This window comes from Limnohabitans sp. 63ED37-2 (genome assembly GCF_001412535.1).
Lineage (GTDB): Bacteria > Pseudomonadota > Gammaproteobacteria > Burkholderiales > Burkholderiaceae_C > Limnohabitans_A.
Genome location: NZ_CP011774.1, coordinates 463,838 through 482,349 on the forward strand (window position 1 = coordinate 463,838; position 18,512 = coordinate 482,349).

16 protein-coding genes are annotated in these 18,512 nt (G+C 60.8%); 10 read left to right on the top strand and 6 right to left on the bottom strand.

Going from position 1 to position 18,512, the window contains the following annotated elements:
- Nucleotides 1-152 precede the first annotated feature (152 nt).
- The gene (locus tag L63ED372_RS02200; RefSeq protein WP_062402677.1) at nt 153-1,046 is read left to right on the top strand and encodes a YgaP family membrane protein; all 894 of its coding nucleotides are present in this window, start codon (nt 153-155) and stop codon (nt 1,044-1,046) included.
- On the opposite strand, the gene L63ED372_RS02205 is transcribed toward L63ED372_RS02200, so the two are convergent.
- Genes L63ED372_RS02205 through L63ED372_RS02225 form a run of 5 tightly spaced genes read right to left on the bottom strand, consistent with a single transcriptional unit; the run spans nt 1,043 to nt 6,577 of the window.
- Nucleotides 1,043-1,888: a phytanoyl-CoA dioxygenase family protein gene (locus L63ED372_RS02205; RefSeq protein WP_062402680.1), complete on the bottom strand. Its 846-nt coding sequence runs from the start codon at nt 1,886-1,888 to the stop codon at nt 1,043-1,045. The genes L63ED372_RS02200 and L63ED372_RS02205 overlap by 4 nt on opposite strands.
- Nucleotides 1,889-1,890: 2 nt before the next feature.
- On the bottom strand, nt 1,891-3,156 hold the full coding sequence (locus tag L63ED372_RS02210; RefSeq protein ID WP_062402684.1) for a M20 family metallopeptidase: 1,266 nt from the start codon (nt 3,154-3,156) through the stop codon (nt 1,891-1,893).
- The gene (gene uraD / locus L63ED372_RS02215; protein WP_062402687.1) at nt 3,153-4,928 is read right to left on the bottom strand and encodes a 2-oxo-4-hydroxy-4-carboxy-5-ureidoimidazoline decarboxylase; all 1,776 of its coding nucleotides are present in this window, start codon (nt 4,926-4,928) and stop codon (nt 3,153-3,155) included. The genes L63ED372_RS02210 and uraD overlap by 4 nt, the downstream gene beginning before the upstream one ends.
- 2 nt (nt 4,929-4,930) lie before the next feature.
- Nucleotides 4,931-5,881: an allantoinase PuuE gene (gene puuE / locus L63ED372_RS02220; RefSeq protein ID WP_062402690.1), complete on the bottom strand. Its 951-nt coding sequence runs from the start codon at nt 5,879-5,881 to the stop codon at nt 4,931-4,933.
- A 30-nt stretch (nt 5,882-5,911) separates the two neighbouring features.
- Nucleotides 5,912-6,577 (bottom strand): GntR family transcriptional regulator, encoded by a 666-nt coding sequence (locus L63ED372_RS02225; protein WP_062402693.1) that lies wholly within the window; start codon nt 6,575-6,577, stop codon nt 5,912-5,914.
- Nucleotides 6,578-6,747: 170 nt separating this feature from the next.
- Between L63ED372_RS02225 and uraH the strand changes: the two genes are divergently transcribed.
- The 7 genes from uraH (at nt 6,748) to L63ED372_RS02260 (ending at nt 15,482) form a co-directional block, all read left to right on the top strand.
- Entirely contained in the window at nt 6,748-7,101 is a 354-nt protein-coding gene (gene uraH, locus L63ED372_RS02230) for a hydroxyisourate hydrolase (protein ID WP_062402694.1), read from the top strand.
- A gap of 132 nt (nt 7,102-7,233) precedes the next feature.
- Nucleotides 7,234-8,706, top strand: a complete 1,473-nt coding sequence (gene xdhA, locus L63ED372_RS02235) for a xanthine dehydrogenase small subunit (protein WP_062402697.1) — start codon at nt 7,234-7,236, stop codon at nt 8,704-8,706.
- On the top strand, nt 8,707-11,067 hold the full coding sequence (gene xdhB, locus L63ED372_RS02240) for a xanthine dehydrogenase molybdopterin binding subunit (RefSeq protein ID WP_062402699.1): 2,361 nt from the start codon (nt 8,707-8,709) through the stop codon (nt 11,065-11,067).
- Nucleotides 11,068-11,142: 75 nt separating this feature from the next.
- The gene (locus L63ED372_RS02245) at nt 11,143-11,331 is read left to right on the top strand and encodes a hypothetical protein (RefSeq protein WP_062402704.1); all 189 of its coding nucleotides are present in this window, start codon (nt 11,143-11,145) and stop codon (nt 11,329-11,331) included.
- Between the two features lie 27 nt (nt 11,332-11,358).
- Entirely contained in the window at nt 11,359-12,570 is a 1,212-nt protein-coding gene (locus L63ED372_RS02250; RefSeq protein ID WP_062402707.1) for an MFS transporter, read from the top strand.
- A 216-nt stretch (nt 12,571-12,786) separates the two neighbouring features.
- Entirely contained in the window at nt 12,787-14,550 is a 1,764-nt protein-coding gene (locus L63ED372_RS02255; RefSeq protein WP_062402710.1) for an AMP-binding protein, read from the top strand.
- A gap of 20 nt (nt 14,551-14,570) precedes the next feature.
- Nucleotides 14,571-15,482 (top strand): bile acid:sodium symporter family protein, encoded by a 912-nt coding sequence (locus L63ED372_RS02260; RefSeq protein ID WP_062402713.1) that lies wholly within the window; start codon nt 14,571-14,573, stop codon nt 15,480-15,482.
- A 73-nt stretch (nt 15,483-15,555) separates the two neighbouring features.
- On the opposite strand, the gene L63ED372_RS02265 is transcribed toward L63ED372_RS02260, so the two are convergent.
- Nucleotides 15,556-16,137, bottom strand: coding sequence for a hypothetical protein (locus tag L63ED372_RS02265; protein WP_197275307.1), 582 nt, complete (start codon nt 16,135-16,137; stop codon nt 15,556-15,558).
- A gap of 106 nt (nt 16,138-16,243) precedes the next feature.
- Here L63ED372_RS02265 and xdhC point away from each other — a divergent pair, with 106 nt between their 5' ends.
- Nucleotides 16,244-17,032 (top strand): xanthine dehydrogenase accessory protein XdhC, encoded by a 789-nt coding sequence (gene xdhC, locus L63ED372_RS02270; RefSeq protein WP_197275344.1) that lies wholly within the window; start codon nt 16,244-16,246, stop codon nt 17,030-17,032.
- Nucleotides 17,033-17,207: 175 nt separating this feature from the next.
- Entirely contained in the window at nt 17,208-18,419 is a 1,212-nt protein-coding gene (locus tag L63ED372_RS02275) for a urate hydroxylase PuuD (RefSeq protein ID WP_062402719.1), read from the top strand.
- Nucleotides 18,420-18,512 lie beyond the last annotated feature (93 nt).

Sequence of the window (18,512 nt, forward strand, 5' to 3'; positions counted from 1 at the left end):
CGGACTTGACCTCAGGGAATACCCCGGTGCATGAAGTCATTGAAAAAGATTCGTGCGCCGTGATCAGGATCAATTCAAACAGGAGAGGGTGTGGTGATACTGAAGTCAGACATCACCGAAAACCTTTTGGTGAGCCAACAGAAGGTTTCTCAATGAAAAACATCCATCCGATCGACCGCTGGTGTCGCCTGGCTTTGGCCATCGTTCTGGCGCAAGGGGGTTACTTTTGGCTGACAGGGGCCTGGCAATGGGCCGCCTACGTTGGGGCGGTGGTGCTGGTGGTCACGGCGGGTGTGCAGTTTTGCCCCCTGTACCGATTACTGCGCGTAGGCACGGCCCAACTTGCCGGTGGCAAAGTGAGCCCCATCTGGCGCTGGTTGGGATGGTTGGCCTTAGTGGCCTTGTTTGTCGGTGGCAGTTATGGGAGTGCGTTCCTCAGTCGCAAACTCTTTTTGGAAGAGTTCAATGCGATGAACCACTTTTACAAACAAACGCTGTTTTTGACGGGCAAAAATGAACGCGACTCGGCTGTCGAAAATTGGAAAAAAATGGTGTCAGGTTATGCGGTTTTTCAGCGAAAATACAGCGCTTATCAGCCCTATGCTTTGAGGGGCGACCGCCAACTGGTGAGCGATTTGCAGCAGGTGGCTGTGATCATGGGCGCCGTTGAGCCTTTGGTGCGCGATGGCGATCTGCATCAGGCGCACCTGGATCTGGAAAAAATCCGCCCCGTGTTTCAGGACATTTTCAAGCGCAACGGGTTTTCCATGCTGGCCGTTGCGTTGGTGGATTTCCATGACGCGATGGAGCTGATCTTGGACGCAGCGAACGCCAAGGACGCGGAAAAAGTCAAGCAACTGCATCCCATGCTCAGCGACAAGTTCAAACCTGTAGAACTGGAAGCCAACGACGCCGAAATTCAGGCCATTCGCAAAAATCTGGATGGGCTGCTGGCATTGGCGCAAGCCGGAAATCTGGGGGCAATGCCCGCGCAGGCAGATCAGCTCAAGAGCAGTTTCGTCAAGGTGTATCTGAAACGGGGTTAAAGCCCAGGCATCAGCGGAAACAGCGCATGGTCCATCGGCACGCCTGCGGGCAGTTCCTGGTCCAGCCCGGGGAACGGCGGTGAGGTGACCCAAGGGCGCGGCGCATGCGTCATGTCGTCGCCTAAAAAGCGCACCGAGTACACGCGCCTGCGCTGCGTGCCGTCCACGCCTGCTGAAGCGTGCAGGCTGAGCATGTGGAAACACACCAGATCGCCCGGCTGCAAGTCCCAGCCCAGGATGGGAAAGTCTTCGCGGTGCTTGTCGATGTTGGGCAATTCGGCCAGCGAGCCTTCGGGGAACCACTTGGCCTGGTTCGTCATGAAGGTGCGCGGCATGAGCCAGGAGCCACGGTGTGAGCCCGCGACAAACTCCAGCGTGGAGGGGCGTGACACCGGGTCCACCGGAATCCAGAAGCTGATGTTTTGCAGACCGTCCACGTTGTAATAGGGCTGGTCCTGGTGCCAGGGCGTGCGCTGGCGCGTGCCGGGTTCCTTGACCAACAGGTGGTCGTGGTACAGGCGCACAGTCTGGCTTTGCATCAACCGCTGGGCCAGTGCGGCCAGTGGCGTGTCGAAGATGAAGCGCTTGTACTGCTGGATGTCTTGCCAGTTGCAAAAGTCTTCAAAAAAGCGCCCCGGGTCGTCCGGCCTGCTGGCCACCATGCCGCGTGGGCTGGGGTGGGCCAGGTTGGCCTCGATGCCGTCCCGCAGCAGGGCTACTTCTTCAGGCGTGAACAAGTTGCGGATGCACACCGCGCCATCGCGCAGGTAGTCGGCCACGTCTTGGTCGGTGGTGCAGGCCTGCACGCGCTGGCGCAGGGTTTCAAGCTGCGGCACGCTCATGTTCAGGCGAGCAAATCCAGCAAGGTGCGCGCCACCACTTTGGTCGCCCGGCGCAGGTCTTCCAGCTCGACATGCTCATCGGCACGTTTGGCGTTGGACTCGAGCACGGTGCGCGGGCCTGCGCCATAGATCACGCCGGGGATGCCGCGCTCCACGTACAGGCGCACGTCGGTGTAGAGCGGCGTGCCCAAGGCAGGGATGGTTTCGCCAAAGACTTGTTCGCCGTGTTTTTGGATGGCGCTGACCAGCGGTTGGTTGCCCGCCAGCGGTTTCATGGCGTTGGCCAGCAGCATGCGGCGCACATCCACTTTCAGCACATGGCCACCGCGTGGGGGCTTGAAGCTGGCTGCGGCGTCGGCGATGGTTTGGCGGATGCTGGCTTCCACATCAAACGGGTTCTCTTCGGGGATCATGCGGCGGTCAAGCTTGAAGCTGACTTTGCCGGGCACCACGTTGGTGTTGGTGCCGCCTTCGATCAGGCCCACGTTCAGATAGGGGTGGGTGATGCCTTCAACCTTGGACGTGACCTTCAGGTATTGCGTGTTGAGCGCGAGCAGGGCGCTCAGGATGTGCACCGCGCCTTGCAGCGCGTCGGTGCCGCTGTCGGGAATGGCAGCGTGCGACATCTCGCCTTGCACGGTGACTTCCATTTGCAGGCAGCCGTTGTGCGCGGTGACCACTTGGTAGCTGAAGCCTGCCGCGATCATCAGGTCGGGCTTGGTCAGGCCTTTGGCCAGCAGCCAGCCGGGGCCCATTTCGCCGCCAAACTCTTCGTCGTAGGTGAAGTGCAGTTCCACGCCGCCTTTGAGCGGAGCCTTGAGTGATTCGAGTGCGCGTGTGGCAAAGGTGAACGTGGAAAAGTCGCACTTGCTGACGGCCGTGGCGCGGCCGTACATGGCGCCGTTGTGGATTTCGCCGCCGTAGGGTGGGTGTGTCCAGCCTTCGCCGGGAGGCACCACGTCGCCGTGGGCGTTCAGGGCGATGGTTTTGCCTTCGCCGTATTTGCGGCGCACGATCAGGTTGGTGATCGACTCCAGGCCGTAGGCTTGGACTTCGGAGGCGGGTACAGGGTGCTTTTCTGCTTCAAAGCCCATGGGCGCGAGCAGCTCGGCGGTGCGCTCGGCGTGCGGGGTGTTGTTGCCGGGTGGGGTGTCGGTGGGCACTTGCACCAAGGCCTGCAAAAACTTGACCTGCTCGTCAAAGTGCGCGTCGATCCACGTGTCGAGTTGTGCGTATTGTTGGGCGTGATTGACGTTGGGAGCGCTCATGACAGTTCCTGAGAGAGTTGGTTCAAAACATGGGTGAAGGCGTCGACGCACAGCTGCATGTCGTCGCTAGTGGTGGATTCGCGTGGGTTGTGGCTGATGCCCCCGTTTTCGCCGCGAACAAACAGCATGGCTTGTGGCATGACTTCGTGCAGTTTCATCGCGTCATGGCCTGCGCCGCTGGGCAGTTTGAACAGCGGCACCCCCAATGCGCTCACAGCGCGTTCCCAGCGTGCTTGCCACTCGGGGGCGCTGGGCGCGGCGGCTGCGCTCATGGTGAGTTCGGCTTTGACGCGCACGCCACGGCGCTCGGCGATTTGGTCGAGATGCGCCATCACGTCAGCGACGAGTGAGTCACGCTGTGCATCGGTGGGCGCACGCATGTCCAGACTGAAGGTGCAGCGGCCGGGCACCACATTGATTGAGCCGTTGGGCACTTGCAGCTGGCCAATGGTGGCCACACTGTCGCCGTCTTTCGCGGCGCGTTGCTCCATGTACAGCGCCAGTTCGGCCACGGCGCAGGCCGCATCGCGGCGGCGGTCCATGGGGGTGGTGCCTGCGTGGCTTGCGGTGCCAATCACTTCGCAGAGGTAGCGCACGCTGCCATTGATCGACGTGACCACGCCCAGCGGTATGTTCACTTCATTGAGCACCGGGCCTTGCTCGATGTGCACTTCGATGAAGCCCAGGTACTGCGCCGGGTCGCGCTGGATTTTGGGGATGTCGTCCACACACAGGCCCGCATGCTGCATGGCCGCACGCATGGTGATGCCGTCGGCGTCTTGCTGGTCCAGCCAAGCGGGGTTGAATTGGCCAATGAGTGCGCCCGAGCCCAGGAAGGTGGCCTTGTAGCGTTGGCCTTCCTCTTCAGCAAACGCCACCACTTCGATTCCAAACGGCAAGCGTCGGCCTTGCTGGTGCAGCTGCTGCACACAGGCCATGGGCACAAAGATGCCCAAGCGGCCGTCGTACTTGCCGCCGTTGCGCACGGTGTCGTAGTGGCTGCCGGTCATGAGGTATTTGCCGCCTGCTGTGGCTGGGTGGTAGCGGCCCACCACGTTGCCCACGGCGTCGGTATAGACCTCGTCAAAGCCGCAGTCGCGCATGTTCTGTGTGATGCGCTGGGCGCAGGCGCGGTGTGCGTCGGTCAAATAGGTCACCGTCAGCTGGCCTTGTTCCGCGAAGTCAGGGTCGGAGTGTTGTGCCAGTTTTTCTTGCCAGTCCCAGACCTGGTGACCCAGCGTGGGCTCCACTGCGAACTTGTCGTTCAGCCGGATCTCGACGATGCGGTGGATGTTGCGCAGGCACTCGGCCAATTCAAAGTCGGGGTGGCCGAACAGGCGGCGCTCAAAGGCGTCGATGATCTGTTTTTTGTTCAAGCCCACACCGCGTGGGCCGCGCACTGCCAGGATGAAGGGCCAGCCAAATTTGGCGTTGTAGTCGGCGTTGAGCTTCTGGATCTTGGCGAACTCCTCGGGCGTGCAGTCGGTCAGCCCCGCCTTGGTTTGTTCGTTCGTCGACTCGGCGGTGAGCGACTTGCTCACCATGGCCTTGCCCGCCAGCTCGGGGTGGGCGCGGATCAGGCCCAGTTGCGCGTCGCGCCCGGCGTGTGCCAGCACTTCGCACATCGCGTGTTTGAGGTGGGCCAGCGAGGTGAAGGGGCGTTGCGCCAGCGCTTGCTCGGCAATCCAGGGTGAATGCTCGTAAAGGCCGTCGAGCATCTGCGCCGCCTCTGCAGCGGATGCGTGGTTGAGTTGGTCGAGGGTCAGGGCCATGTTCAATCCTTGTAGGGGTGTGTGGCTTTCCAATGCCGCGCGATGTCGATGCGCCGCGCCACCCAGACCTTGTCGTGCGATTGGATGTGGTCCAAAAAGCGTTGCAGCGCGGTGATTCGGCCGGGGCGTCCCAGTAATCGGCAGTGCATGCCGATGCTCATCATCTTGGGGGCGTTGTCGCCGCTCGGGTCACCTTCGGCATACAGCGCGTCAAAGGTGTCCTTCATGTACTGAAAGAACGGGTCGGCGTGTGAATAGCCTTGGGGCAGGGCAAAGCGCATGTCGTTGCAGTCCAAGGTGTAGGGCACGATGAGCTGGGGCGCATCGGTGCCGTCGCTTTTGCGCACCTTCATCCAGAAAGGCAGGTCGTCGCCGTAATAGTCGCTGTCGTATTCAAAGCCGCCAAAGTCAGCCACCAGGCGGCGCGTGTTGGGGCTGTCGCGCCCGGTGTACCAGCCCAAGGGGCGCTCGCCCGTGAGCTTTTGCAAGATGTCCATCGCCTCGGCCATGTGGGCACGCTCGGTGGCTTCGTCGACATTTTGGTAATGGATCCACTTGAGGCCGTGGCAGGCGATGTCGTAGCCCAATTCTTTGAACGCGGCGGTCACGTCGTCGTGCTTTTGCAGCGCGGTGGCCACGCCAAACACGGTGAGCGGCAGGCCGCGTTTTTCAAACTCGCGCAGTAAGCGCCACACGCCAGCCCGTGAACCGTATTCGTAAATGCCTTCCATGCTGATGTGCCGCTCAGGGAAGGACGCGGGGTTGAACATCTCGGACAAAAACTGCTCGGAACCCGCATCGCCGTGCAGCACCGAGTTTTCGCCGCCTTCTTCGTAGTTCAGTACAAACTGCACGGCCACGCGTGCGCCACCTAGCCACTGGGCGTGTGGCACATGGCGTCCGTAACCTTTGAGGTCGCGGGGGTAGGGGAGGGTGCTGTCGTAGGTGCTCATGGTCGTGACTAAAGGTGGTACTCGATGGGTTCAAGCCAGTGCCAGGGAAATGTCGTGGGTGGGCACTTTGCGGTCAAAGGTCAAGCTGGCTTCAACGTGCAAGAGGTGTTCGTGCATCAGGCGCACGGCCAGGTCCGCGTCCTGCGCCTCCAGAGCGGCCACCAAGGCCACATGCTCGTCGGTCGAGTGCTCGGCCTCGTTGCGCGATTGGTACATCAGCGTGATCAAGGCGCAGCGCGAGATCAACTCGCCCAGCACCTGGGCCAGCACGTCGTTGTTCATGAGTTCGGCCATTCGCACATGAAAATCGCCCAACAACTCGGTGCGGCCCGTGATGTCGCCTTGTGTGACGGCCTCGCGCTCTTGCTGGATGTGTTCCTTGAGGGCCACGATTTGTTCGGGCGTGACCTGCTGCGCGAAAGCGCGGGTCATCTCGGCCTCGAGCATGCGGCGCACGGCAAAAACCTGTTGCGCCTCTTCGACCGAGGGGGCGGCCACAAAGGCACCGCGAGCGGGTTCGAGCCGGATCAGGCGGTTTTGCGACAACTGAAACAGCGCCTGGCGCACCAGCGTGCGCGATACGCCAAAGTGGTCGGCCAACTTTTGCTCGGCCAGTTTGGAGCCGGGCAAAAGTCGGTGCTCCACGATGGCGCGGGTCAGCGATTCGACAATGTGGTGCGTGGTGGAGGTTTCCATGTCTCGCGGTTTCTCAGGGCGGTGAGCCCATCTGTTTTTGGGTCATTGGCGCAAATCATAGCCGCCGAAAGCAAAATTGTATACACTTCGGTCGACCGGTTTAAAGGGCTTTTTAAAGCCTTGCCAAAACCACCCTTTTTTCACCCCCACTCAAGACAAGCGAGCACACCATGGGATTGAGCACACACGTTTTGGACACCATGCACGGCTGCCCCGCTGCGGGCATGCAGGTGGCCCTGTACACCACCCAAGGCGATCAGGCCACTTTGGTCAAAAACTTCACCCTCAACCACGACGGCCGCAACCCCGACGGCATGCTCTATGACCACGCTAGCCTGCGCCAAGGCACGTACCGTTTGGTCTTTAATGTGAGCGACTACTTCAAAGCCAAAGGCGTAGAGCTGCCTGAGCCCAACTTTCTGAACCGCGTGTCCTTGGACTTTGGCGTGGCCCACGAAGACCAGCACTACCATGTGCCGCTGCTGGCCAGCCCTTGGAGTTACTCCACCTACCGCGGCTCTTAAAACAATTGGGATCTGACCCCAATTGATTGAATTGGGGTCAGATCCCAATTAATCCGACGAAAAGCTGCCCAAGGAAGGCCCTGGCTCCTTAAAATCGGGGTCTTCACGTTCACATACCGATTCCCCCCAACCATGACCCAAGTCACCAACACCGTGCGCTTTGTGCTCGACGGCCGCATTGTCGAAGCCCAAGGCGAGCGCCGTACCACCACCGTTCTGGACTATCTGCGCGAGGAGCTGCACCGCACTGGCACCAAAGAGGGCTGCGCTGAAGGCGATTGTGGCGCTTGTGTGGTCATGGTGGGTGAGCTCAATGCTGCAGGAACGGGTGTGGACTATGTGGCCACCAATGCTTGTATTCAATTGTTACCTTCGCTGGATGGTAAATCTGTCAAAACCGTCGAGAGCCTGAAAAAAGCCGACGGCACGCTGCACCCGGTGCAGGAAGAGATGATCAAGTGCCATGGTTCGCAGTGCGGCTTTTGCACGCCCGGCATCGTGATGAGCCTGGTGAACTTGGTGCAGGTCTTGCCCATGCCCAACCGCCAGCAGATCACCGATTCGCTCAGCGGCAACCTTTGCCGCTGCACCGGTTACAAGCCGATCATCGAATCGGCAACCAAGGCCTGCGCCAAGCCCGAGGCCTTGAAGCTGGACGACAGCGCCGATGTGCCGCTGCTCAAAGAAATCCAACGCGCCAAAGTGCCCACGCTCAGCCTGGACGGCGACATCATTGTGCAGCCCGTGGTGCGCACCCGCAAAGGCAACGAATTCGTCTCGCCTGCCACCTTGGCCGAAGTGGCCGACTATTTGGTCAAGAACCCCACCACCACGCTCTTGGCAGGCAGCACCGAAATCGGTCTGCAGGTGAACAAGCAGTTCAGCCGTCCTGACCACATCATGTATTTGGGCAACGTCAAAGAACTGCGCCAAGTGACCGAGACCGCCAGCGCCTGGCGCATTGGCGCGGCCGTGTCGCTCACCCAAGTCGAAATGCTGGTGTCCCAGGCTTACCCCGACTTCACCGAAGTGCTGCGCCGCTTTGGCTCGCCCCCCATCCGATCCACCGCCACGCTGGCGGGCAACATCGCCAACGGTTCACCCATTGGCGACACCATGCCTTGCCTGATGACGCTGGGTGCCAGCTTGGTGCTGCGCCGTGGCGACAAGACACGCAAGGTGCTGCTGGACAACTTCTACACCGGCATGAAGAAAAACGTGATGGAGCCCGGTGAGTTCATCGAAGCTGTGGAATTGCCCAAGCCCGTGGCTGGACAAGTGTTCCGCGCCCACAAGGTGAGCAAGCGTTTTGAGCAAGACATCTCGGCCACCTGCGCGGCCATCAACTACACGCTGAAAGACGGCAAGTTGAGCGGTGTGAAATTGGCTTACAACGGCTTGGCTCCATCGCCTTGCCGTGCCCCTAAGCTGGAAGCCGTGCTGGAGGGCAAGTCGCCTTCGGACGTGAAAGCCTCCGATCTGGACGCCGCCATTGCCGCCAGCTTCACCGCCCGCGACGGTCTGCGTGCCACATGGGCCTACCGCGCCTTGGTCGCCCGCAACCTGGTGCTTGAATTCATTGAAGAACAGAAAGAGGTGGCTTGAATGAACGCTCCTACCCCCATCAAAAACCTGTTGCCTGCTTCTGACGTGCAGCAGGGCAAAGAGCTGGTGCATGAGTCTGCGCACCTGCATGTGACCGGCTCGGCCACCTACATCGACGACATCCCTGAGCACGCAGGCACTTTGTATGCCGCGCTCATCTTGTCGCCCGTGGCGCATGGCGAGTTGATTGGCGACGGCATCGACCGCGCAGCGATATTGAAAGAGCACGGCGTCGTCGCCGTCTACACCGCCAAAGACATCCCTGGCGAAAACAATTGCGGTCCCATCATCCATGACGACCCCTTCCTGGCCGCTGGCAAGGTCGAGTTTGTCGGCCAGGCCGTGGCCGTGGTCGTTGCGCGTGAAATGCTCTATGCCCGCGAAGCCGCCAAAAAAGCCAAGGTGCTGGTGAAAGAACTCACGCCCATCTTGACCATCGAAGAAGCGATGGCGGCGAGCAGCTTCATCATGCCGCCCAAGGGCATCACGCGTGGTGACGCCGCAGCAGCCATTGCCAACGCGCCCCACAAGATCAAAGGCAGCACCAACACCGGTCAGCAAGAACAGTTCTATCTGGAAGGCCAGATCACTTATGCGGTGCCCAAGGAAGACGGCCAGCTGACTTTGTATGTGTCGACCCAGCACCCCGACGGCAACCAGCGCGAAGCTGCGCATGCCCTGAACCTGCACACCAACGATGTGGAGGTGATCTGCCGCCGCATGGGTGGTGGCTTTGGTGGCAAAGAAGGCAACGCCAGCATCTTCAGCCAGAGCGCCGCGCTGGCTGCGCACAAGCTGCAAAAGCCCGTCAAACTGCGTGTGAACCGCGACGACGACATGACCATCACCGGCAAGCGCCATGATTTCCGCATCGACTACGAAGTGGGTTTTGACGACAACGGCCGCGTTTTGGGTGCCAACATCACACTCATGTCGCGCTGCGGCTACAGCACCGACTACTCCGGCCCTGTGAACGACCGCGCTTGCCTGCACATCGACAACACCTACCACCTGCCTGCACTCAAGCTGGTCAGCCACCGCTGCAAAACCAACACACAAAGCGCTACAGCTTTCCGTGGCTTTGGTGGCCCACAAGGCATGTTTGGCATCGAAACAGTGATGGACGAGATTGCGATGACTCTGGGCAAAGACCCACTGCAAGTGCGCAAGCTCAACCTGTACAAAGACCCGGCCATCAGCGGCACGCCCGACACCATGACCACCCAATACAACCAGCTCATTGAAGACTGGGTGGGTGACAAGGTGATCGACCAGGTCGAACGCGAATCCAACTACGCCGAGCGTCGCGCTCAGGTGCAGGCCTTCAACGCCAAGAGCAAAACCCGCAAGCGCGGCATGGCGCTGGTGCCCCTGAAGTTCGGCATCAGCTTCACGGCCACGCACCTGAACCAAGGCGGCGCATTGCTGGTGGTTTACATGGACGGCTCGGTGAGCTGCAATCACGGCGGCACCGAAATGGGCCAGGGCCTGAACACCAAGATGGCGCAGGTCTGTGCCGATGGTTTGGGCATAAGCGTGGACCATGTGCGCATCACCGCGACCGATTCGCAAAAAGTGCCCAACGCTTCGGCCACCTCGGCGTCGAGCGGTGCTGACATCAACGGCGCAGCCATCATGAACGCCACAGCGCAAATGCGCGAGCGCCTCAAACCCGTGGCGGCCCGCATGCTGGGATGCGCCGCTGAAGAGGTGAACTTTGCAAACAATGAAGTTCACGGTGGCGGCAAATCCGTCAAGTGGGCCGATGTGACCAAGCAAGCGTACATGGAACGTGTGGGCCTCTCTGTCACGGGCTTCTACATGACGCCCGAAATCAAATACGACTTCGCGACCCTGAATGGCCGTGCTTTCTATTACTACTGCTACGGCGCGGCCGTCAGCGAAGTGGAAATCGACACCCGCACGGGCGAATGGTGGCTCAAGGCCGTGGACATCGTGCACGACGTGGGCCGCAGCATCAACCCCGCATTGGACAAAGGCCAGATCGAAGGCGCCTATGTGCAAGGCATGGGCTGGCTCACCATGGAAGAGTGCATTTGGGACAAGAAGGGCAAGCTGCTCACGCATGGCCCCAGCACTTACAAAATCCCGGTGGCGGGCGACATTCCAGAGCACTTCAATGTGACCCTGTTCGACAACGCTAACTTGAAGCCCACGCCTTTCAACAGCAAGGCCACGGGCGAGCCGCCTTTGATGTTGGGCTTGTCGGCCTTCTTTGCCTTGCGCGATGCCGTGGCGGCCAGCGCCGACCACAAAGCCGTGGTCTACATGGATGCCCCGGCCACGCCCGAGCGCATCCTGATGGCTTGCGAGAAAGCCAAGGCCACTGCAGGGCTGTGACGGCCTGATTGGGATGCCTGAAGCGGTTTCAGGCATCCTGTCATTTTGATCCCTACAGCCCACAGGAGCAGGCCTATGTCAGACGATCCACGGTGCTGCGGCACCGGCACTTGCATCATCAACGCCGAAGGCCTGTGCTGGTGCGGCCAGCGCTGGGATGGCGAGAAGATGTGTTTCATGTCCGAGCCGAAAGACGGCCGTTCTGCTGGCCAAGGGCAGGCCGATCAGGTCGCTGTGCATGTCCCGCCGGATACAGCCCAATAGCCTTCAATCGTCCAAACTGGGGACACCATGCTGACCCCCATTTCCCCAGAAACCCCGACAGACCACTCCCCCGTGGTGCGCGGTTTGCTCAACATCGCACACGCGCTGGACCATTTGTTCTTGCTGATTTTTGCGGCAGCGGTCAGCACCATCGCCCTCGACATGGGCCTGGCCCAGTGGCAAGACCTCATGCCTTACGGTGCGGGCGCATTTTTCATGTTCGGCCTGGGCTCTTTGCCCGCCGGGCGCTTGGGCGATTTGTGGGGTCGCCGAAGCATGATGCTGGTCTTCTTTTTTGGCATTGGCGCGGCTTCCATCCTCACGGCTTTTGCGCAAACGCCTTGGCAGTTGGCCGCATGCTTGACGCTGATCGGTGTGTTCGCCTCCATCTACCACCCCGTGGGCATTCCCATGCTGCTGGAGCGCTCGTCCAACCCGGGCGCGACCATTGGCTTTAATGGTCTGGCCGGTAACCTGGGCGTAGCGGTCGCGGCCTTGCTCACGGGGTTTTTGATTCAGTGGCAAGGCTGGCGGGCGGCTTTTGTTGTGCCGGGATTGGTGGCACTGGCGTGCGGCTGGCTGTTTGCACGCGCCTGCCCTCAAGAGGGCTCCAAGCCTTCTCAGCGCAAGGGCGGCGCCAAGGTGAGCCTGCCCGCGCCCCTGTTGATGCGGGCCATGGTGGTCATGACGGCAGCGGCCGTCACCAGCAGTGTGTTGTTCAATTTCACAACCAATGGCAACGGCCCCTTGCTGGCCGAGCGCTTTGCGGGCGTGATGGAAGACCCGGCCGCTTTGGGTCTGTTGCTGGCCTTGGTCTACGCCGTGGCTTCGGTGGCCCAAGTGGTGGTGGGGCACCTGATCAACCGTTTCCCACTCAAGCGCTTTTTCATGTGCATGGTGATGGCGCAGATCCCCATGCTGCTGCTGGCCTCGCAGGCGCAGGGCTGGTGGTTGTTTGCGGCGCTCATTGGGGTGATGGTGTTCATCTTCGGGGCCATCCCCTTCACCGATTTCATGATCGCCCGTTATGTCGACGACCGCCTGCGCTCGCGCGTGTCGGGCATGCGCTTGGGCGTGTCGTTCGCGGTCAGTTCTTTGTCGGTCTGGGCCTTGGGGCCGGTGGTCAAAGCCATGGGCTTTGGCAGCTCGCTCATGCTGCTGGCGGGTTTTTCGGTGGTCACCACCCTGATATTGACTTTGCTGCCCAGCGCGTCCCACGAGCAGCAAACACCCGCTTAAAAGAGGGTTTCTGATCTGACACAACACCCTTATTTGGGGCGGTTTTTCAGGGGTTTTCGGCCCGATTGCGTCAATAATGGCCGCCCACTGCAGGCGGTCATCGGGATCAGGTGTCCGGGTGCTGTCCAGCACCTGGCGTTCAAGTGGACCCTGGTGGGTCCTCAGCCCCCCGCCTGGCCAGTCAACCTGTTGCATTTCAGCCCCCCAAGGACCCTCATGAGCTTGACCCCAGACCCCACGAGCGCCGTGCGCCCGTGGCAAGCGGTTTACCCCCAAGTGGGCATTGCCCCAGTTTTGCCTGCGCCCGAACACCAGAGCCTGGCGCATTTGATCCACGACCACTGCGTCCGCTGGGCGCGTGACAGCCAAGCCAAGGCGGCTTTCACTTGTGTGGTGCCCAACGGCATGAACGGCAGTTTGAGTTTTGCGCAGGTGGATGCTTTGTCGGACGCGTTTGCAGGCTACCTGCGTGGTACTTTGGGTTTGGCCCGGGGCGACCGTGTGGCGGTGCAGTTGCCCAACAGCCTGCCCTATCCGGTGGTGGCTTTTGGTGTGCTCAAGGCTGGGTGTGTGCTGGTCAACACCAACCCGCTCTATACCGTGAGCGAAATGGTGCACCAGTTCAACAACAGCCAGGCCAAGGCCTTGGTGGTGGTCGACATGTTTGCCGACAAGTTGCCCGAGGTGCTGGCGAAAACAGGTGTGAAACACATTGTGCTGGCAGGCGTGCCCGAGTTTTTTCCGGCGATTCCGCGCGGCATCATCCGCGGCGTGCAAAAGGTTTGGAGCAAAGTGCTGCCGCCTGTGACGGTGCCACACGTGCGCCTGCAGGCAGCCCTGGCCCAGGGCCGCGCCACGTTGGCCCAGCAGCCTGCCAGGGGCTATTGGCAAGATTTGCAGCCACACGATTTGGCCTTGCTGCAATACACCGGGGGCACCACGGGCGTGAGCAAGGGCGCGATGATCAGTCACGGTAATTTGCTGCGCAACGTGCAGCAGATGCTGGCCATGGGCTCGACCCACATGACCCCCGGCCAAGAGTGCGTGCTGACGGCGCTGCCGCTGTACCACATCTTCGCGTTCACGGCCAATTTGCTGGGCTTCCTGGCCATCGGTGCGCACAATATTTTGGTGCCCAGCCCGCGCCCAGTGCAAAACCTGCAACGCGCTGTCGAAAACTACCCGCTGACTTGGATGACGGGTGTGAACACCTTGTTCAATGGCCTGCTCAATGAAGAGTGGTTTTTGGCTTACCCGCCCAAGCACCTGAAGGCCTCGATCGCAGGCGGCACCGCCTTGCACAGCGCCGTGGCCCAGCGCTGGCGCGAAGTCACCGGCACCCCCATTGCCGAAGGTTATGGCCTGACCGAAACATCGCCTGTGGTGAGCTTCAACCCGCTCAGCGGCGAGCCGCGTGTGGGCAGCATCGGCATCCCCGCCCCGGGCACCGATGTGCGCTTGGTGTCGGAAGCCGGGCAAGACGTGCCCGTGGGCGAGCCCGGTGAGATCTGGGTGCGCGGCCCCCAGGTCATGCAAGGCTATTGGCAAAACGAGGCCGAAACCGCCAAGGCGATGCAGGACGGTTGGTTTGCGACGGGTGACATCGGGGTGATGGATGCCGAGGGCTTTTTCCGCATCGTGGATCGCAAGAAAGACATGGTGTTGGTCTCGGGCTTCAACGTTTATCCCAACGAGGTGGAAGATGTGATCGCGCAGATGGATGCGGTGTTGGAAGTGGCGGTGGTCGGCACGCCCGACGAGCGCACGGGCGAGGCGGTTCGTGCTTATGTGGTGCCCAACCCCGACCATGCGGGGCAGCTGCGCACCGAAGACGTGTTGGCGCACTGCAAACAACACCTGGCGGCCTACAAGCGGCCCAGCTCGGTGGTGTTGCGCGATGAGTTGCCCAAATCCCCGATTGGCAAGGTGCTGCGCAAGGACCTGAAAGCCGAAGTCAAAAATGAATTCAAACGGGCCTGAGCGCCACAGCGGAGTTGTACATGGTCACCGAATTTGAAACCAAACTGCTGGGCGTGATGATGATGGTCATCATGATGGGCATGGGCGCATCGCTCACCTGGCGCGATTTTTTGATCGCCTTTCGCAAGCCCAAGGGTGTGCTGGTAGGCGTGTTGTGCCAGTACGGCATCATGCCCCTCTTGGGCTTTGCCATGGCCATGCTGCTGGACTTGCCAGCCGCGTTGGCGGTGGGCCTGATCCTGATGGCTTGTATGCCCGGAGGCACCACCTCCAACATCTTCACCTACTTCAGCAAAGGCGTGCTGGCGCTGTCCATCATGATGACCAGCGTGTCCACCTTGGTGGCGCTGGTCATGGTGCCGGCCCTGCTGGAGTTTTATTCGCAAGCAGCCGGCATCAGCGGTGACTTCAAGATCCCGGCCAGCAACGTGGCGCAGGTGCTGATGGTGCTCTTGGTGCCCACCCTGATCGGCATGGCGTTGCGCAAGATGAGCCCCAACATCGGTGCCACCATCGAGTTGCTCGGGGGCTTTTTGGGCATCTTGGTGATTTTGTTCTTGGTGGTGACCTGGATCCCACGCAACCACCAGTTGTTGGCCACCACATCCTTGACCGTTTATTTCGCGGCCATTGGCTTGGGCCTGTTTGGCATGGCCTTGGGTTATGGTTTGTCGCGCTTGCTGCGCCAAGATGCCAATCGCAGCCGAACCATTGCACTGGAAACCGGTATTCAGAATGGCCCCTTGGCCGTGCTGATCGTGACGCTGAGCTTTGCAGGCACGATGCAGCAAGACATTTTGTTGATCCCGGTGTTGTATTCGCTGTTCATCGTGATCAGCAGCAGTTTGGTGACCTTGGTCTTTCGGCGCCGCAGTGACCGGGAGGCCTTGGCCCGCGACAAGGCCAAAGCGGGGCAGTTGGTTTCGGCCTGATACCTGCTGCGGGAAGTTTTGCCCGCTGACCATGCAACGCCCACTGCGGTGGGCGTTTTGCTGAGCCCTTGGCTCAGTCCTGGCCTTCGGTCAAGGTGTCGAGCTGGAATTTGCCACTTTGGTGCCAGAGCCACACGTCGGTGTAGGTGACTTGGCTCATGTGCTGAGGCACGGGGTAGGGCGCTGCGGCTTTGACCATGCGCTCGATTTGTTGCATGACCTGGGGCACGTGCCGGGGCGCACGCATCCATTGCACCGATTTGACCGAGCCGTGGCGGTCGATGTCCACGTTGAGCACACCCACCGCTTCCAACATGGGGGGCAGGCGGCCTTTGAAGATGTGTTGGCTGTGCCGGGCATACAGGTGGCTGGCCGCATCTTTGCGGTAATCCCGGGCGTTGCGTGCGGCCGATTTAACCGGGCCCATGGCGGGTGTAGCGGGCGGGATGACCGCTTGCGTTAGGGCTTCGGGCCGGGTTGCCGCCGGTTGACTGGGGCTGCCGGGCACTTGGCTGGTGGTGGGGCCAGGTGAGGGTTTGCTGCTGGGCGGGGTGCTGCACCCGCCCAGCCAGCCCAGGCCCAAGGCGCTCAGGGCCAGCATGGCGCGTGACAAAAACGGGCGGTCCGGGCGCTTGTGCTGGGGTGCCTCTGGCATGGGTCGGGTCCTCTCCTTGGCATACTCGGTGTTCGGGCGTGATTGTGGCATTGGACACGGGCCTTGGCGAGTAACAAATTGACAAAGGGGTGCGTGTGTGAACTGGATGATGGCGGCGTTAGAGCGGTTAGGCCATGAGGCTGCGGTGCGGGTGAGTGTGCAAGCCACCCAGGGCTCGGTGCCGCGTGGGCCGGGCACCCACATGTTGGTATTCGCCCATGGCGAAGCCGGCACGATTGGTGGCGGGCATCTGGAGTTTCAGGCGCTGGCCCATGCACGGCGTTTGCTGGCGGGGGAGTTGGTCCCCACCCACTTGCGCCAAGTTCTGGGGCCCAGTTTGGGGCAATGCTGCGGCGGGGTGGTTGAATTGACCATGGAGCGGGTGGACACGCAAGACGTGGCGCGTTTGCGCACCTTGTTGATGCCGCCGCGCACCCCACTGGCCCTGTTTGGTGGCGGCCATGTGGGCCGGGCGATTGTGAACACGCTGGCGCCTTTGCCCTTTGCGGTGCGCTGGATCGACAGCCGCGACGAGATTTTTCCAGACGATGTGCCTGTGGATGTGGATTGCGAACACTCCAACCCGGTGCAAGCGGCAGTGGCCGATCTGGCCCCGGGCAGCCGGGTGCTGATCATGAGCTTCAGCCACGCCGAAGACCTGGACATCGTGGTGGCTTGCCTCAAGCGCCTGCGTGCGCAGGACGATTTGCCCTTTGTGGGCTTGATCGGCAGTGCCACCAAATGGGCTACCTTTCGGCACCGCCTGGAGGACAGGGGTTTCACAGCCGAGGAAATCGCCCGCATCACCTGCCCGATCGGGGTGCCGGGCATCACGGGCAAAGAGCCCGAAGTGATTGCAGTGGCGGTGGCGGCACAACTCTTGCAGACGCTTTAGGGTCCGATGATGGTTTTCCCTAGGCGAACAGGCCCGGGGATGGCTGGATTCAGAGGGTTAAACTGTATACACTTCGGTGCACTGGTCGCAGCGGCGCAGGTTCCTCTGGGAACATGTTCGCGACCGAATACCCGCTCACAGGGCCCGCGGTGGTGAGCAGGTTGGAGAATCCTTCATGGAATCGTATTTTCTGGAATGGGCCAATTTGTTGCTGCGATGGGTGCATGTGATCACCGCCATCGCCTGGATTGGTTCCTCGTTCTACTTTGTCTTTCTGGACAACAACCTGCAAAAACCCAGTTCGCCCGACCTGCTCGAAAAAGGCGTGGGCGGCGCCATGTGGGCAGTTCACGGCGGCGGTTTTTACAACCCGCAAAAGTACATGGTGGCTCCTAAAAAGATCCACACCAAGCTGCACTGGTTCTATTGGGAGAGTTACTCCACCTGGCTGAGCGGCTTTGCGCTGTTCACGGTGCTTTACCTCTACAACGCGGGCACTTTCCTGATCGACAAATCGCTGATGGATTGGACGCCTGTGATGGCCGGATCGGCCGCGGTGGGCATGCTGGTGGCTTTCTGGTTGGTGTACGACATCATTTGCCGCGTCTTCGGTTTCCGAAAAAATGGCGAGCTGATCGTGGCGGGCCTGATGATTGTGGTGGTGGCTTTTTGCTCTTGGCTGGCCAATGAGCTGTTTGCAGGCCGCGCCGCTTTCTTGTTGGTGGGCGCGATGATCGCCACCGCCATGAGCGCCAACGTGTTCTTCTGGATCATCCCCGGCCAGCGCAAAGTGGTGGCGGCCATGACCAGCGGTGAGACGTATGACGCCAACGCCTTGGCCATCCACGGCAAGCGCGGCAAGCAGCGCAGTGTGCACAACACTTATTTCACGCTGCCCGTCATCTTTGCGATGCTGAGCAACCACTACAGCTTTTTGTACACACACGAGCAGCGCTGGGTGTTGCTGTTTGTGATGATGTTGGCCGGTGCCTTGATCCGCCAGTTCTTTGTGCAGCGCCACGGCTACCACTTGGGCCGCGCGGCCAACCCTTGGCCTTTCGCAGCTGTGGGTGTGGTGATGATCTTGGGTGTGATTGTGGCCTTGCGTCCCGCCCCCCCCAAGGCATCTGCAGCGCCTGCAATGCCCGTGAGCTTTGCGCAAGTGCAAAGCCTGGTGGGGACGCACTGCCTGTCATGCCATGGTGCGCAGGTGCAAATGAAGAACGTGCGCTTGGACAGCCCTGAGTTGATCAAGCAAAACGCTCAAAACATGTACCAACAAGTGGTGGTGACCAAGCAAATGCCCATGGGCAACGCCACAGGATTGACCGAAGAAGACCGTGCCTTGTTCGGTCGTTGGTTTCAGGCGGGAGCGCGGCTGGACTGACGGCTGGCGGGTGGTGGGGCAGTCGCCAGTGTTACTGGCCATATGGTTGACCCTATTGGTATGACCTTGCAATGGGTATAAATTTTTGATTCA

What these genes read in the sequence shown, in the direction of transcription:
- L63ED372_RS02200 (WP_062402677.1), top strand. Translation starts at nt 153, where the DNA reads ATGAAAAACATCCATCCGATCGACCGCTGGTGTCGCCTGGCTTTGGCC.
- L63ED372_RS02205 (WP_062402680.1), bottom strand. Translation starts at nt 1,888, where the DNA reads ATGAGCGTGCCGCAGCTTGAAACCCTGCGCCAGCGCGTGCAGGCCTGC.
- L63ED372_RS02210 (WP_062402684.1), bottom strand. Translation starts at nt 3,156, where the DNA reads ATGAGCGCTCCCAACGTCAATCACGCCCAACAATACGCACAACTCGAC.
- uraD (WP_062402687.1), bottom strand. Translation starts at nt 4,928, where the DNA reads ATGGCCCTGACCCTCGACCAACTCAACCACGCATCCGCTGCAGAGGCG.
- puuE (WP_062402690.1), bottom strand. Translation starts at nt 5,881, where the DNA reads ATGAGCACCTACGACAGCACCCTCCCCTACCCCCGCGACCTCAAAGGT.
- L63ED372_RS02225 (WP_062402693.1), bottom strand. Translation starts at nt 6,577, where the DNA reads ATGGAAACCTCCACCACGCACCACATTGTCGAATCGCTGACCCGCGCC.
- uraH (WP_062402694.1), top strand. Translation starts at nt 6,748, where the DNA reads ATGGGATTGAGCACACACGTTTTGGACACCATGCACGGCTGCCCCGCT.
- xdhA (WP_062402697.1), top strand. Translation starts at nt 7,234, where the DNA reads ATGACCCAAGTCACCAACACCGTGCGCTTTGTGCTCGACGGCCGCATT.
- xdhB (WP_062402699.1), top strand. Translation starts at nt 8,707, where the DNA reads ATGAACGCTCCTACCCCCATCAAAAACCTGTTGCCTGCTTCTGACGTG.
- L63ED372_RS02245 (WP_062402704.1), top strand. Translation starts at nt 11,143, where the DNA reads ATGTCAGACGATCCACGGTGCTGCGGCACCGGCACTTGCATCATCAAC.
- L63ED372_RS02250 (WP_062402707.1), top strand. Translation starts at nt 11,359, where the DNA reads ATGCTGACCCCCATTTCCCCAGAAACCCCGACAGACCACTCCCCCGTG.
- L63ED372_RS02255 (WP_062402710.1), top strand. Translation starts at nt 12,787, where the DNA reads ATGAGCTTGACCCCAGACCCCACGAGCGCCGTGCGCCCGTGGCAAGCG.
- L63ED372_RS02260 (WP_062402713.1), top strand. Translation starts at nt 14,571, where the DNA reads ATGGTCACCGAATTTGAAACCAAACTGCTGGGCGTGATGATGATGGTC.
- L63ED372_RS02265 (WP_197275307.1), bottom strand. Translation starts at nt 16,137, where the DNA reads ATGCCAGAGGCACCCCAGCACAAGCGCCCGGACCGCCCGTTTTTGTCA.
- xdhC (WP_197275344.1), top strand. Translation starts at nt 16,244, where the DNA reads ATGATGGCGGCGTTAGAGCGGTTAGGCCATGAGGCTGCGGTGCGGGTG.
- L63ED372_RS02275 (WP_062402719.1), top strand. Translation starts at nt 17,208, where the DNA reads ATGGAATCGTATTTTCTGGAATGGGCCAATTTGTTGCTGCGATGGGTG.